Here is a 14,107-nt window from a genome sequence, read left to right on the forward strand (position 1 = left end):
CGATAACTTCTAATCAGGCTATAATATGATAAAAATATTTAAGGAAAATCATGACTAATTTCATCAAACGGACAATTGAATTAGCAACAGAGAATGTAAAACAAGGAGGTCGTCCCTTCGCCTGCATTATTACCCAAAATAATGTAATTGTTGCCGAAGGCACCAATCAGGTTGCACAAACCAAGGATCCAACTGCGCATGCGGAAATTGTAGCCATACGTGAAGCAACTGCTAAGTTAAAGACAGAACATTTAACAGATTGTGAGTTTTTTATTTTAGCTCATCCTTGTCCAATGTGTTTAGCAGCAATGTATTATTGTAGCCCATTGAAAGTAACCTTTATTACTACAAGAGATGAATACAAAAAATATTACGAGGATCATCGCAAATATTCTGAGTTTTCGGCAATCGTGCGTGACTAAAGACAGTTCAGTTGTTTAGCTATATCCTCGAAGAATTTAGGAGGCGACTTAATGATAAATGGCACCAATAAACTAGAAACTGTCAAACAAGCATTTAGACACAGGCGAGTTACACGAATAAAACGAGGGCAAATTCCTGATGAGTTATGGGAACAAGTCAAGGGATTATTGGGTGACTATACGCCTTCGAAAATTGGCAGTCATTTAGGGATTTAGTCTAATCCAAATCAGGAAAAAATTATTGCCTGTAGAGAAAACGGACCTGCAGTTTGTTGAGATAAAAGGAAAACCTACGAGGCTTGATTCAGAGTTTCTATCGAATAGCGATGCGCTTTGTAGTGCTGAACTTCATCGTCCCTGTGGCAGTATACTGAAAATCAATGCAGTACCGATGAGTTGGCGAGTCGATTTCGGGGACTGGGACGTCCCGGAATCTTTCACGAGGTAGCGCGACCCTTGCAAAGTAGCAGTTAATTTGTTGAACGCTTACGAATAAATTTGACTAATTCACAATGGTACAGAGTGTAATAAATATTCTGTTTGATTCGCTAAATCTACTTTATCATTGTGTTTTATGTTTGTCTGTTCAATTTTTTCTGGACAACTTAAATATTCATACTCGTCTGCTGTAATGGGAAAGGTGAAATAATCATTATAATTATTGAGTATTACTTTTTCAGCAGTAGTTGGATTATTGTTTGTATCCAATAAAATATTTTCATGCTCTGCTCTGCTTAGTATGGCAAAACCGAGTTTTCTTAAAAGCTCTTGATAATTAGAGTTAGGTATACCTGTGCCAGAGATATCTCCTTTTTCTGTAATCCTATAATTATCATTAACACCAAAGTATTGTTTTAATTTAAGTGTTATATTGCTTGGAATAAGTTGTTGGTTCTTTTTGAAAAAATCAGACAATGCATTAAGAATAGTAGCTTTATCATCATAAAACTCAAAATGTATTTCATCATTTGGATTTGCTAAAGCGATATATTGTAATTGCGCATAAATCAGGGTGATTTTGAGCTCATCGAATAAGTATGATGCATGTGAACCAACCGTTTTATTAGTATATTCATTGGTAGCACATTCAAAAGCAGTTCCCATTTTTAAACCATTGTATATATCAGTCATCCAGAATGGAATAAATTCAGCTCCGATTTCTTTAGCAAAACAAGGAATATTCTCAAAAGCATAACCATTTATATTTTCATCGGCATTATACTGTTCGGTACCAAAAGATTGACGATTGGAACCAATCAAAACGTATGCTTTATCATAATTGCGGTTTTTGTTTATGAGTAATTGCTGCAAATCTTCGTTAATTTGAAGAAAGTCATCCGGATCTATAGCGAAACGGACGGGATTTAAACAGCCATCATAATCGAAGGAATAAACAATTTTAGTCATACTTTTTCCTAATTAATTTATTAATAAAGTTAGTCCAGAGTTTTTAGAGCTATTGCACAACTCTGAGGCGAATATTATTAAATAAAAATTCTTAAGTCTTACTTAATAAGTTATGAAATTTGTAAATAACTCCATATACATTTTGGAATATCATGGTTATAGCGCTAGAGCATAAATGATTTAAATTTGCGCATAAAGATTCATCGCGATATGCAAATTTATAACCATGACGGTTTTGTTTAAATCATATTTATCAAGACGTAACTCCATAGATAACGTGACTTTGCAACAAAAATCATTGATTTTCAGCACAACCTATTGATTTTATTACGACTGCTAGCTAATCTTGCTGCCATTAAGAGGAGCAATGTTGCTAATGACACCAGCAAAAGAATTACCTATTGTCATTGAGAAATCACAGGAAGAAGTTGATCAGATCGTTGCATTAGTGCACTCATCAAACCTACCTGAGTGCACAAAACCGTTTGTCATTGGGTGTATTAACCTGGCTTCTTGGATCCCGAGGGCACTGATCGAGCATAAAATCACTGTATCCAATTTAAAGCGGCTTATCTTTGACAAGACTACTAAACATCACGACAAATCTTTAAAGGTAGAACAAAATAACACTGCCGCAGAAGAACCTGCGCCCAGCCAATCAAATGATGAGAGCAATGAGCCCAAAGAACCCACAGGACATGGACGCCTTCCACATACTGCCTACATCAATGCACAGGAACACACCATTGCCTTAGAGTCCCTAAGTGCTGGACAACTATGCCCACATCACTGTGGTGGCAGGCTTTATTCCATCAATCCTGGCATCCTCATTAATATAAAAGGACAAAATCTAGCATCCGTTAATAAATATTGGATTGAGAAGCTGCGATGTGCTTTATGCAATGAGATATTTTCAGCTAATATTCCGGCTCATGTCCACCAGGAAAAATATCATCCAAGTTTTAAAGCCATGTTAGCCTTACAAAAATACTACATGGCCATGCCTTTTCATCGACAAGAATATTTTCAATCGCTCATTGGCTTTCCCATTCCCTCCTCTACCCAATGGCAACTCATGGAAGAATTAGCTGGATGTGCATTGTTAGTATTCCCTGCTTTAGAGGAACTCGCAGCGAATGGCTCTTTAATTCACAATGACGATACGGTGCTTCGAATTGTAGATACGATTCGGCACAACAGACTAAACCCTGATAAAAAACGAACTGGCATGTACACCACAGGAATATTGGCACAAAACGGCGCCCATAAAATAGCACTCTTTTATAACAGCCAACGTCACTCTGGCGAAAACATGGAGCGCCTTCTTAATAAGCGCCATAAGAATAATGGCAAGGTCATCCAAATGTGTGATGCACTAAGTCATAATATCCCAGTGACCCATGACACCATTGTATGTAACTGCTTGTCTCATGGCTTTCGTAAGTTTGAAGAGTTACAAACATTTTACCCGGAACACTGTTTGCCTATCATGAAATGGCTTTCTATTCCATTTAAGATGGATGAGGAATCAAAACAACTTGGACATGATGAACAACAGCGTCTAGTCTACCACCAGAAGTACAGCAAAACTGCAATGCTTGAAGCCCGAGCGTACATGGAGAAACTGCTGTCATCCAAACAAGTCGAGCCTAATGATTCCTTAGGCAAAGCCATAAAATATATGCTGAAGCATTGGGAGAGACTCACCCGTTTTCTACAAATTCCTGGTGCGCCCATCCACAACAATGACTTGGAGCGAGGGTTAAAAATCCCTATCCGAGGACGTAACACCTGGTTCTTTTATAAAACCGAATACGGCGCTATGGTAGGTGGCGTACTCACCAGCATTATTTATACCTGTGAGTTATCCGGCATTAATCCCTTTGAATACCTGGTTGCACTGCAGGTTTACAAAGACCAAATTGTTAAAGAACCTCAAGCCTGGCTTCCCTGGAATTACGAAAACACGTTGGCTTCATTAGAATCATCACTGGCCGCATAAGCCATAGAACGCCAATCGTCTGGAAGGCTTGCTTTTATGGGATGGCCTTGGGCAAGCAGTATCAATAACTCACTGGAGCGTAATTGAACAGAGGGACCCAATCCACTAGGCCACCAAGCCAGCTTGCCTCGACTGAACCGTTTCTGGCATAGCCAAAAACCACTCGCATCATACACTAATAGTTTCACTGAGGTACGCATGCGATTGGTAAAAACAAATACGGTACCGCTGAATGGGTCATCAAGTAGCTTTTGTCGGCATAAGGCTTTTAAGCCATCGATGCCTTTTCTAAAATCAACGGGTTCAACAGCAAGTAACAACCGATGTTGTGGGGTAATCTGCAGCATCGTTACCCCATAAAATCCAGCATGAGTTTTGATATCCTACTCATCGGTACTGCGTTGATTTTCAGTATACTGCCACAGGGGCGATGAAGTTCAACACTACAAGGCGCATCGCTATTTGATAGAAACTCTGAATCAAGCCTCGTAGGTTTTCCTTTTACCTCAACAAACTGCGGACTAGTATTCTGGACAGGTACTAATTTTTTCCTGATTTGGATTGGACTAATCCCTAAATGACTGCCGATTTTCGAAGGAGTATAATCAACCAATAGTCCCTTGACCTGCTCCCATAACTCATCGGGGATTTGCCCGCGTTTTGTTCTTGTGGATCGCCAGTGTCTAAAGGCTTGTTTGACAGTTTCTAGTTTATTGGTGCCATTTATCATTGAGTCGCCTCCTAAAATCATTGAGGCTATAGGCTAAACAACAACTCTGTCTTTAGTCACGCTCGCTTGCCGAAAACTCAGCAAATATTTTACTCTCGATAATTTCTATGGGGAATTTGCTAAATCATGGCAAGAACGTAACCTGCCTATGGAACATCACAGCGATCCAGAGGGTATTGAGGTGTATAAACTTTGGCAAAAAATGAACCTGAACGCCAACCCTAAACGTTGAATGGCGAAAAATATGGCGATGCAATGTCCTTATTTACCAAATGAATGGTATAAGCCGAGTCCGAACTTTTTTTTGATATTTTGCATACCCGGGTAAATCCCGCACAAGTATTTTCTCCTCATTCAAGATACGGGCAACTAGAATTGAGAGTAAAACGGGGATCAAAAGCAGTGTCCACCACGATCCGAGCGCAAGCGAGGTGCCTATAAATAGAAATATGGCACCCAAATACATCGGGTGACGAATAAATCTGTAGGGGCCGACGGTAATCACTTTTTGTCCTTCCTCAACGCGAATATTGGCGGCAGCATAAGTATTCACTTTCGAGACGAGATAAAACATATAGAATGAGAAAACAACGAGCATATCGCCTATGATCGAGATGTACCATGGTACTAACGACCAACCGCGGCGCACATCAAGCGAAGACAGAATAATAAGAGCAATACAGGTGGCAAAGAGAAAAAAGATAATGATTTTCTGAGCTGGTTCCTTTTCATACGATATGCCCGCTTCAGTACGACGCTTAAGAAGAGCTGGATCATGTTTTGCCAAGTACATGCTGTATGCTGCAGATGCAATAATAAACACTATCACATAAACCCAACCTTGCCAGTATCTTAGGGTGCCTGCAGGAATAAAAAGGAGAGACAATAAAATAATCGTCCCCAACACTGAAGATCTAATGAGCTGTTTATAGAGCAAGTCCATATTATCCAACTATTCTTTTTACTTTTTTCTTCAAAACACATCTCCATGCTCTTTCAAGCATCGAAACTGCTTCGGGTATTAACTTCAACGATCTAATTATAGAACGAATTAAAAACACTTTTTAGTCTAAATCTCGTGAAGTTCTCTCAAGCCTTGAGCGTGACATATAAACAGTAGGAACCAATGGAAGCGAATAAAAATAAATCATTATTGCATTCGAGATGATGGTGTTTGGACTTATTGAAAATTACATTAAAATATTATGATTTCTTTAGTAGATTGATATTTAGCTTCTTTCAAAAGCCCATAAGATGCGTTTATCGATAAAAAATCTTTTATAGTATTGATAATTCTATCGATAAATGATCGAATTAACCCGTCATGAACCATATGTTGTTTTATGCCCTCTGAATTTCTATATTGTTTTATTTGCTCTTGAAAAGTGATAATTACTATTTTTGCTCCCTCATCGCCATTCAAATTATTTTGTCTGGCATTTTTCATAATTTGAATAAGCATTTCAGGAAGGTAATTAATAATTTCTTTTCTTTTTTGTAAATTGGTTAATGTATTATTGTCAGGATAGAGCCATTTCGTCCATATATGTTTTAATTCTTTATGAATCTTATCTTGTTCCTTGATTAAATCATCAAATATCTCATTTAATAATTTTTTGCTCATGATATACGCACTTATAATCAACTATTATGCTACTAATTTAACCAAATGAGTAAATTAAGTCCAATTGATTATATTCGTATGTTATATAATTTTTTTAAATATCAGCTAATCACTAAATAATCATTTATAAATATTCCTATGAACAAGAAATCATTCCTAGTGATGTCCTAATTCCGTCGTTTTGATACTTATTCTGAAGCACAAGTACTGCATCAAATAATTGCTCCACCTCCCCTTTTTCTGCCCAAAAGCTTTGAAAAGCTAAAGGATGCATTGCAATTATATTCTTTTTAGAAATTTCAACAGGATTCTCTATTACATTTAATAGCGTTTTTAAAAGGACAACTTTATCCTTAGATTTTTCATTTTGCACACTGACATTTTTTTCAAATGTATCTAATTTATGCTGAATCAGTGCTGATAAATAATTTTTAGCTTCATTCACCTCCATCTTTCTAATCACAGCACTGTAATCACAACGGGTAAACATTCTATGATGTGGAGGTTCTTTTTCAACATTCGTGATGTTTGCATGCATTTTACTCTGTTTTTGATTCACCGTAGCATCTTGTTCTAAATCTGGTTCATTTATATAAAACCATTCTTTTATTCTTTGTTTTTTATTCTGAGGCATCACTTGCCATAAGATATCCAAAGCAGTTAGGGCTACTGCTGTTATTGCAAAAGCTGAACCAGCGGCAGGAGCAATGGTAGGGAAAAGCATCACAAAAATAACTGCTCCTAAAACAGTCGTTAATAGACTCAGAACAAATGCATTATTTAAAGTAGCCTGAATGTAATGGGCGTGTTGGATGCTTCCTTTAGGTGACTCAGAAGCTCTATATAAATTTACTCCTAACATCCCTAATTGACTGGCTAAACCGACAATTAAACTGCTAAAAAAAAACCAGGGACCTGCTGCAAAAGTAAAACTTAGAATTTCAGATAAGGCCGCCCCATAAAGCGAAATACTTGCTAAAGCAGCACAAATCATCGAAGTAATAAAAAAAAACCATCGATCAAAATTTTTATTATTAGCTTTTGCAAGCTGATATCCATTGGCTATGGCATTTAGCGTTAATAAGAAGCCTATAAAAGGCAACATGATATAAAATAAAGGGGATGTACGAAAAGTTGCTGATAATCTTGCATCTGCCATAGTGGCAAATAAAGCCATCTCTTGTGTTTCTCGAATGTACGTAATTGCTTTTTGGAAGTAAGTCACAAATAAATCCTCCTGATAATTTTATTATTAGTCCTTTAAAATTAAACCACGTGGCTTTATTACTCTATTATTTTCGCCCAAGGAGCTTGTGTAGAAAAAATCGTGTTGGTGTTGATCCTTCAATGGCACTACTCAAACCTCTTCAATCGACGTCCCGCGGCTTGTCCGCGGGATCCAATGATAGGAGCGTAGGAATAAAGATTGATTCCTTAAATCAGCTCCTCAGCCAGAACTCAAAAAGTTTAATAAGTCATTGTCGCAAATGAGGAAACAGAATTACATCCCTAATTGATTGTGAATTGGTAAATAACATCACTAATCGATCAATGCCTATCCCCTCTCCTGCAGTAGGAGGCAATCCATATTCTAAGGCCTCGATATAATCACTATCAAAATGCATCGCCTCCATATCTCCCGCATCCTTTTCTGCAACTTGCTTACGAAAACGTTCGGCCTGATCCTCTGCATCATTTAACTCAGAAAAACCATTAGCAATTTCACGACCCGCAATAAAAAATTCGAAACGATCGGTCAATTCCGGATCCTGATCACTGCGGCGCGCCAATGGTGATATTTCTGTAGGATAACCTGTTATAAACGTAGGCTGAAATAACTGGTGTTCAACGGTTTCTTCAAACAAAATAATTTGCAATTTCCCTATCCCATCAGTTTCCTTAAAGGGTAATTTTTTTGCTTCCAATAAAGCCCGACAAGCAACTACACTTTCTAACTGCTTCACGTTAATTTCGGGATGGTAATGTAAAATGGCCTCTTTTACAGTCATTCGTGCAAATGGCTTATCAAAATCGAGAACTTGACCTTGATATTCTACTTGACGTCTTTCTAATACAGAATCACAAAGATAACGTACCATTTCTTCGGTAAAATTCATCAAATCCTTATAGTCTGCATAAGCTTGATAAAACTCAACCATTGTGAACTCAGGATTATGGCGTGTTGAAATACCTTCATTACGGAAATTACGATTTATTTCATAAACACGCTCAAAACCACCTACCACCAGGCGCTTTAAATAAAGCTCAGGAGCAATACGCAAGTACATGGTCATATCTAAGGTATGATGATGAGTGACAAAAGGACGCGCTAAAGCGCCGCCAGGAATAGGATGCATCATTGGAGTTTCAACTTCCAAGAAAAAATTCTTGTCCATAAATTGTCTAAGGGCTTGAATTAATCGTGATCTTATTAAGAAAGTTAAGCGACTTTCATCATTAGCAATTAAATCCACATAACGTTTGCGATATCTCATTTCTTGATCAGCTAAGCCATGAAACTTATCCGGTAAAGGTCGCAATGACTTAGTTAATAGTTCAATCCCCTCTGCATTTACAGTAAGCTCACCGGTATTTGTTTTAAACAATTCGCCGTTGACACCAACGATATCTCCCAAATCCCAATGTTTAAACTGTTCATAGTGTTCTGGAAGATCATTAGCACGAATATATACTTGGATGCGTCCAGAAAAATCTTGAATATGAAAGAAGCTGGCCTTACCCATAATACGTCTTAATACGATACGACCTGCTACAGTAACTTTAATACGTTTCTCTGCTAAAGTTTCTTTGTCGAATGAGTCATACTCGTTAATAAGCTCTTGAGCTAAATTTTCACGACGAAATTGATTTGGAAAATTAAAACCTTGTGTTCTTAATTCCGCTAATTTTTGCTTACGAATGTGATAAACTTCACTTTCATCTAAATGTTCTACTTGTTCTTCAGTCATACTGCCCTACTCCTGCCTTTAAACTGGCTTCAATAAATTGATCTAATGCACCATCCAAAACAGCCTGGGTATTACTTGTTTCAACTCCGGTACGCAGATCTTTAATACGAGACTGATCCAAAACATAAGATCGAATCTGAGATCCCCACCCTATATCAGATTTACTAGCTTCCAACATTTGCTGCTCTGCATTTTTCTTTTGCATTTCCAATTCATACAACTTGGCACGCAATTGCTTCATGGCCTGATCTTTATTGCGATGCTGGCTTCGATCAGTCTGACATTGAACCACAATGCCACTTGGTGCATGCGTTATTCTTACTGCAGAATCAGTTCGGTTAACATGCTGCCCCCCTGCCCCAGAAGCCCGATATGTATCAATACGTAAATCAGCTGGATTAATTTCTATATCAATATCATCATCTATTTCAGGTGAAACAAAAACCGCAGCAAAAGAAGTATGACGTCTATTTCCTGAATCAAAAGGCGATTTTCGTACTAAACGATGCACCCCTGTTTCAGTACGCAACCACCCAAACGCATACTCACCCTGAAAATAAATAGTAGCACTTTTAATGCCAGCAACATCTCCAGGCGAACATTCTATTAGTTCCGTAGTAAATCCATGTTGCTCACCCCAACGCAAATACATACGCAATAACATTTCAGCCCAATCTTGTGCCTCAGTACCCCCAGATCCTGATTGAATGTCTAAATAAGCATTGGAGTCATCCATTTTCCCTGAAAACATACGCCGAAACTCTAAATCAGCCACTTTTTTTTCTATAATCTGTAACTCTTCACTAATTTCATTGATCGCTTGCTCATCACTTTCTTCACGCGCCATTTCAAACAACTCGTTTAAATCAGTAATGGATTGGCCTAGTTGAGTGAGGCTAGAAACAAGAGCTTCGAGCTGAGTTTGCTCACGCCCTAATGCTTGAGCCACTTCGGGATTATTCCAAATCGTAGATGATTCTAACTCACGAACGACTTCTTCCAAACGCTCACGTTTAGTATCAAAGTCAAAGATACCCCCTAAGCGCTACTACTCGCTTATCTAGATCCACCAGATTAAGACTAATTTGGTTTACTTCTAACATAAATATCTCTTAAAAAATAATAATTAGGTTAATACCCGTAGTGTAGCTAATGTCATGACATCAAACTTAGAAACTCAGTTCATTACATACACTCTACGATTTCATATGAGTATAACCAAAGGTAAACTTACGATTTTACCGTGAAAACAGGCAAAAAAACAGCTATGTTGTTTTCTCTAGAATTAAACTTAAAACAAAACTAGCTCATAAGAAACTTTTACCTTATTGCCACAAACAATACTTTGGATGCCTTAATTCATTTACTTCTTCAGTTTCAGGATTTCTCGTTTGTCCATGAGAAAAAAAGCCAACCATACTGCTAATTACATGTGCTGGTACTCTTTTTTTTCTTTCTTCTACTACTGCTAAGGCATCTTCAGTTAAAGTGTTGCAAGAAGCAGTATAGAAATTTTTAATCAAATTATGCTGAGATACTTTGATGAGTTGTAGCAAAGATGATTGATTCATTTCTGTAATGGCATCATTAATAATCTTTTTTAATAAGTCACTAGTACGCGCATATTTTGTCATGAGCCGCTGAATTTCACTTTGAGATTTTCCCTGTACTTCTGCTGTCATCGGGTACTCTATAAATTCATCATTTTTCTGTAACATCAACATAGCAATTGTTGGTAATAATTCTGTCTCAAGAACATTATTAGGAGAGAGCTCCTTTGTAATCGGATCAACATGCCGATCAAAACGCTCAAAACCTTCTTCCGCTAATTGATCACATAATTTCAGCAGCTTTAAATTAGTAATGGCCATGTTGATTGCATCTTGATGCTCTTCTTCCGTGTACTTTTGCGCTTCGACCGCCAGCTCATGATCCGCTTCTATATCTTGCGCTTTTTCATAAAAAATAGAGTTTTCGTGGTGACGCTCAGAGGTATGAGCTAGCGTCATCGTTATCCCTATATAAGGAGAAAGATTAGTATCGACTTTATGAGGAATTTCAATGGGATAATGTACTAAATCACCTTGTTGATACAACTCATCGCTGATTTCTTTTATATGTGTTTTTCCTTCTAATACAGCCTGCCTAAAAAATTTCTCTCCAGATACGCCATCCTTGCTGGTAGGAACTAAATTAAAACAATTAAATAAAGGGCCGTCTTCAGTTTTAACATACTGATGATTTCTAAAACCACCCATCAAAAATCGAGAGGCAAGTTGCCAACTATGTTCATGAATATGATTCTCATCATCCCTTATTTTTCGATTCAAATTACTAATTACATAACCAGGTTCATCACTTTGAACAACCATATTATATATATGCAATCTTAAAACCCATTCATGAGGTGCAACTCCTTTCATGAGGATTAACTTATCAAATAAATCACTTCTTCTCGATAAAGAAATAGATAATTTGATTAATTCTGGGTTATCTTTGATTTCTTCTAATAAATGGATAACATCATCAAGAGTAAGGTCTTTAATATCTTCAGCCAACGCATTAGACGAAAAGTCATTCAAGTAATATAACCGATAGCGCTGTGTTATTTGGGCGTGTATTTCTTTATAATTTTTAGGCATCAACATCACCTTCTATTATTGTATAAACTCAGTTTTAATCTAAAACCATTTACAAAGTGCTAATTATATAGGCTTATTGAAAAAAATTGAATCCAAAAATAAAGGTGACTTACAAATCATGTGTATTAATTGAATTAAAAATTCACAGCGAAGATCTGTCTTTTTTATTTATTCCGGTAAACGTGATTTAATGCGGTGTGTTGCTTGGCTAAGAATTTGTGAAACACGAGATTCACTAACCCCTATGACCTCGCCAATTTCTTTTAAGTTTAAATCATGTTCATAATATAAAGATAAAACCATTCTCTCTTTATGGGGTAATCCGCGTATCACTTCTGATAAACGCCTCATTAAATCATTATGAAACACATTGACATGAGGCTCAGTAGAAGCACATTCATTATCCATTTGCAGTGCATCATCAGTAACGCCTAAATCATCAAAACCATATAAATGACTACTGACGGAATCTTGCAGCATTTCATGATATTCTGTAAGCGATACACCAAGCTCAGTAGCAATCTCTGAATCCTTAGCCTCTCTTCCCAACCTATGCTCCACATATTTAACTGCTTCAGAAATCAGCCGTGAATTTCGATGTACTGAACGTGGCACCCAATCATTACGTCTTACCTCATCAAGCATATAGCCTCTTATACGAATTCCTGCATAAGTTTCAAATGAAGCACCCTTTGAGGAATCGTAATGCCTTGCTGCCTCCAATAAGCCGAGCATCCCAGCTTGGATTAAATCATCGAGTTGTATCCCTTGAGGCAAACGCCCTAATAAATGGTGAGCAATGCGCTTAACCAACAAGGCATGATTTTTTACCAGCGTTTCTTGGATTTGCTGGTTGACTTTGCTATAAGCAGCCAAAGCATCCACGATAATCTCCTTAAAGTTCACCCGCGACTAAACGCTCTAAAAAGAAACTGGTATTACCACCTAATAAAGAACTAGGTGACCATTCAGATATCTCTTCCGCTAACCTTTTTAATGATAATGCAGAAATAGATTCAGGATAAGCAATTAATACCGGTCTTTGTATTTTTACCGCCCTATGTACATGCTCATCAAATGGAACCCCCCCTAAATAGTCTAGCTGAACCTCCAGAAATTGCTCAGAGACTTTAAACAATTTATTAAATAATTCTCGTCCTTCTTTCTCATTTTCCACCATATTAGCCAGAATATGAAAACGAGTCCATTCATAACGTTTATTCATCACTTTAATTAAAGCATATGCATCGGTTAAAGAGGTGGGCTCATCACAAACAATTACAATTAATTCTTGTGAAGAGCGAATAAAACTTAATACTGTCTCAGAAATTCCTGCAGCAGTATCGATAATCATATAATCTAAGTCATCAGTCAGTTCATTAAATGCATCAATAATCCCTGCTAGTTCTGGAGAAGAAAGTTGGGTCATAAACTCTGTGCCTGAAGCTGCAGGAATAACACTAAGACCATAAGGTCCAGGTAAGATCACATCACTTAAATGACAAGCTCCTTGAATCACATGCGATAAATTATATTTAACATGCAATCCCAGCATAATATCAATATTTGCCAATCCTAGATCAGCATCAAGCAACATTACTTTTTTATTTAGTTGAGCTAATCCAACAGCTAAATTAACAGCTACATTGCTCTTACCTACTCCCCCTTTACCGGCAGAAACTGCTATGACCTGAATAGGTTTTGTATGTGATAAATTTCTCAGGCCAGAAGCTTCATCACCGATGTTTTGCTTCTCTTTAGACATGATATTCTCTCCTAGTACGTTATCGTACTTTTTACACACACTATTTCCGATCAAATTTACTACACTCTAAAGCATATCTTGCAATAATTATTCCAACTCTAATTTTTTCATGATTATTATTTATTCTTCGAGTTATTTACCAGGTTAAAGCAACTCTAGACTGGTTTATAAAAATAAAAATGTCCTAGATTTTGACGTAACTTCGTCAAATTTTCGACTGTGCTTCTTGTTAAAGCCTATGAGAACACAATTACTCATTCATTTGTTGCTGGCATTTTCTTGCGCCATTTTTTGACAATTATCCTGGTAATCAGTCTAATCTGATGTCATGCATTGTGCATTAACACAATCTTGAGTAGTATTGCTAATACATTGTAATCTATCATATTTTTGTGCACCTAAACTCTCTCTAAGAATAACCGCAGCAAAAACAGAACAAGAAAAAATGAAGCTCAAAAAGACAATCAGAATTTTCATAACAATTCTCTTTTCAATAGCTTTCTAAATGAATTATAGTCTTAAATGTCGAGATTAATTTGCGGACAT

15 protein-coding genes are annotated in these 14,107 nt (G+C 37.1%); 3 read left to right on the forward strand and 12 right to left on the reverse strand.

The annotated features are described in order from the left end of the window. Nucleotides 1-50: 50 nt before the first annotated feature. Nucleotides 51-422 (forward strand): nucleoside deaminase, encoded by a 372-nt coding sequence (locus tag DYH34_RS12070; protein ID WP_115342615.1) that lies wholly within the window; start codon nt 51-53, stop codon nt 420-422. A 51-nt stretch (nt 423-473) separates the two neighbouring features. Continuing rightward, on the forward strand, nt 474-638 hold the full coding sequence (locus DYH34_RS12075; protein WP_238589531.1) for a hypothetical protein: 165 nt from the start codon (nt 474-476) through the stop codon (nt 636-638). Nucleotides 639-929: 291 nt separating this feature from the next. Here DYH34_RS12075 and DYH34_RS12080 read toward each other — a convergent pair whose 3' ends face one another. After that, nucleotides 930-1,829: a hypothetical protein gene (locus DYH34_RS12080; RefSeq protein ID WP_058465551.1), complete on the reverse strand. Its 900-nt coding sequence runs from the start codon at nt 1,827-1,829 to the stop codon at nt 930-932. Nucleotides 1,830-2,205: 376 nt separating this feature from the next. Between DYH34_RS12080 and DYH34_RS12085 the strand changes: the two genes are divergently transcribed. Beyond that, entirely contained in the window at nt 2,206-3,831 is a 1,626-nt protein-coding gene (locus tag DYH34_RS12085) for an IS66 family transposase (protein WP_083502784.1), read from the forward strand. Here DYH34_RS12085 and tnpB read toward each other — a convergent pair. The 11 genes from tnpB to DYH34_RS12145 all read right to left on the reverse strand — a co-directional run bounded on the left by tnpB (nt 3,786) and on the right by DYH34_RS12145 (nt 14,038). Beyond that, on the reverse strand, nt 3,786-4,178 hold the full coding sequence (tnpB, locus tag DYH34_RS12090) for an IS66 family insertion sequence element accessory protein TnpB (protein ID WP_058465550.1): 393 nt from the start codon (nt 4,176-4,178) through the stop codon (nt 3,786-3,788). The two genes, DYH34_RS12085 and tnpB, sit on opposite strands and share 46 nt — an antisense overlap. Before the next feature lie 2 nt (nt 4,179-4,180). Further along, the gene (locus DYH34_RS12095; protein ID WP_115342600.1) at nt 4,181-4,561 is read right to left on the reverse strand and encodes a hypothetical protein; all 381 of its coding nucleotides are present in this window, start codon (nt 4,559-4,561) and stop codon (nt 4,181-4,183) included. Between the two features lie 265 nt (nt 4,562-4,826). Continuing rightward, on the reverse strand, nt 4,827-5,504 hold the full coding sequence (locus DYH34_RS12105; RefSeq protein ID WP_058465549.1) for a methyltransferase family protein: 678 nt from the start codon (nt 5,502-5,504) through the stop codon (nt 4,827-4,829). Between the two features lie 252 nt (nt 5,505-5,756). Beyond that, on the reverse strand, nt 5,757-6,185 hold the full coding sequence (locus DYH34_RS12110; RefSeq protein WP_058465548.1) for a hypothetical protein: 429 nt from the start codon (nt 6,183-6,185) through the stop codon (nt 5,757-5,759). 136 nt (nt 6,186-6,321) lie between these two features. Further along, nucleotides 6,322-7,410 carry a hypothetical protein gene (locus DYH34_RS12115; protein WP_172465417.1) on the reverse strand — a complete coding sequence of 363 codons (1,089 nt, stop codon included), beginning with the start codon at nt 7,408-7,410 and terminating at the stop codon, nt 6,322-6,324. A 250-nt stretch (nt 7,411-7,660) separates the two neighbouring features. Further along, on the reverse strand, nt 7,661-9,154 hold the full coding sequence (gene lysS / locus DYH34_RS12120) for a lysine--tRNA ligase (RefSeq protein ID WP_058465547.1): 1,494 nt from the start codon (nt 9,152-9,154) through the stop codon (nt 7,661-7,663). Continuing rightward, nucleotides 9,147-10,257 (reverse strand): peptide chain release factor 2 gene (gene prfB, locus DYH34_RS12125; RefSeq protein ID WP_115342616.1). Its coding sequence is split into 2 segments (ribosomal slippage): nt 9,147-10,181 and nt 10,183-10,257, totalling 1,110 coding nucleotides; the frame shifts between segments, so codons are not numbered across the junction. Before prfB ends, lysS begins: the two co-directional genes overlap by 8 nt. Nucleotides 10,258-10,479: 222 nt before the next feature. Continuing rightward, nucleotides 10,480-11,796, reverse strand: a complete 1,317-nt coding sequence (locus DYH34_RS12130; RefSeq protein ID WP_238589530.1) for a hypothetical protein — start codon at nt 11,794-11,796, stop codon at nt 10,480-10,482. Nucleotides 11,797-11,964: 168 nt separating this feature from the next. Beyond that, entirely contained in the window at nt 11,965-12,681 is a 717-nt protein-coding gene (locus DYH34_RS12135) for an RNA polymerase sigma factor FliA (protein WP_058465546.1), read from the reverse strand. 10 nt (nt 12,682-12,691) lie between these two features. After that, on the reverse strand, nt 12,692-13,561 hold the full coding sequence (locus DYH34_RS12140; protein WP_058465545.1) for a MinD/ParA family protein: 870 nt from the start codon (nt 13,559-13,561) through the stop codon (nt 12,692-12,694). A 315-nt stretch (nt 13,562-13,876) separates the two neighbouring features. Beyond that, nucleotides 13,877-14,038 carry a hypothetical protein gene (locus DYH34_RS12145; protein WP_238589529.1) on the reverse strand — a complete coding sequence of 54 codons (162 nt, stop codon included), beginning with the start codon at nt 14,036-14,038 and terminating at the stop codon, nt 13,877-13,879. Between the last annotated feature and the right edge of the window lie 69 nt (nt 14,039-14,107).

The organism is Legionella cincinnatiensis (genome assembly GCF_900452415.1).
Lineage (GTDB): Bacteria > Pseudomonadota > Gammaproteobacteria > Legionellales > Legionellaceae > Legionella > Legionella cincinnatiensis.

Coding starts and splice junctions, on each gene's coding strand:
- DYH34_RS12070 (WP_115342615.1), top strand. CDS start 51: ATGACTAATTTCATCAAACGGACAATTGAATTAGCAACAGAGAATGTA.
- DYH34_RS12075 (WP_238589531.1), top strand. CDS start 474: ATGATAAATGGCACCAATAAACTAGAAACTGTCAAACAAGCATTTAGA.
- DYH34_RS12080 (WP_058465551.1), bottom strand. CDS start 1,829: ATGACTAAAATTGTTTATTCCTTCGATTATGATGGCTGTTTAAATCCC.
- DYH34_RS12085 (WP_083502784.1), top strand. CDS start 2,206: ATGACACCAGCAAAAGAATTACCTATTGTCATTGAGAAATCACAGGAA.
- tnpB (WP_058465550.1), bottom strand. CDS start 4,178: ATGCTGCAGATTACCCCACAACATCGGTTGTTACTTGCTGTTGAACCC.
- DYH34_RS12095 (WP_115342600.1), bottom strand. CDS start 4,561: ATGATAAATGGCACCAATAAACTAGAAACTGTCAAACAAGCCTTTAGA.
- DYH34_RS12105 (WP_058465549.1), bottom strand. CDS start 5,504: ATGGACTTGCTCTATAAACAGCTCATTAGATCTTCAGTGTTGGGGACG.
- DYH34_RS12110 (WP_058465548.1), bottom strand. CDS start 6,185: ATGAGCAAAAAATTATTAAATGAGATATTTGATGATTTAATCAAGGAA.
- lysS (WP_058465547.1), bottom strand. CDS start 9,154: ATGACTGAAGAACAAGTAGAACATTTAGATGAAAGTGAAGTTTATCAC.
- DYH34_RS12130 (WP_238589530.1), bottom strand. CDS start 11,796: ATGCCTAAAAATTATAAAGAAATACACGCCCAAATAACACAGCGCTAT.
- DYH34_RS12140 (WP_058465545.1), bottom strand. CDS start 13,561: ATGTCTAAAGAGAAGCAAAACATCGGTGATGAAGCTTCTGGCCTGAGA.
- DYH34_RS12145 (WP_238589529.1), bottom strand. CDS start 14,038: ATGAAAATTCTGATTGTCTTTTTGAGCTTCATTTTTTCTTGTTCTGTT.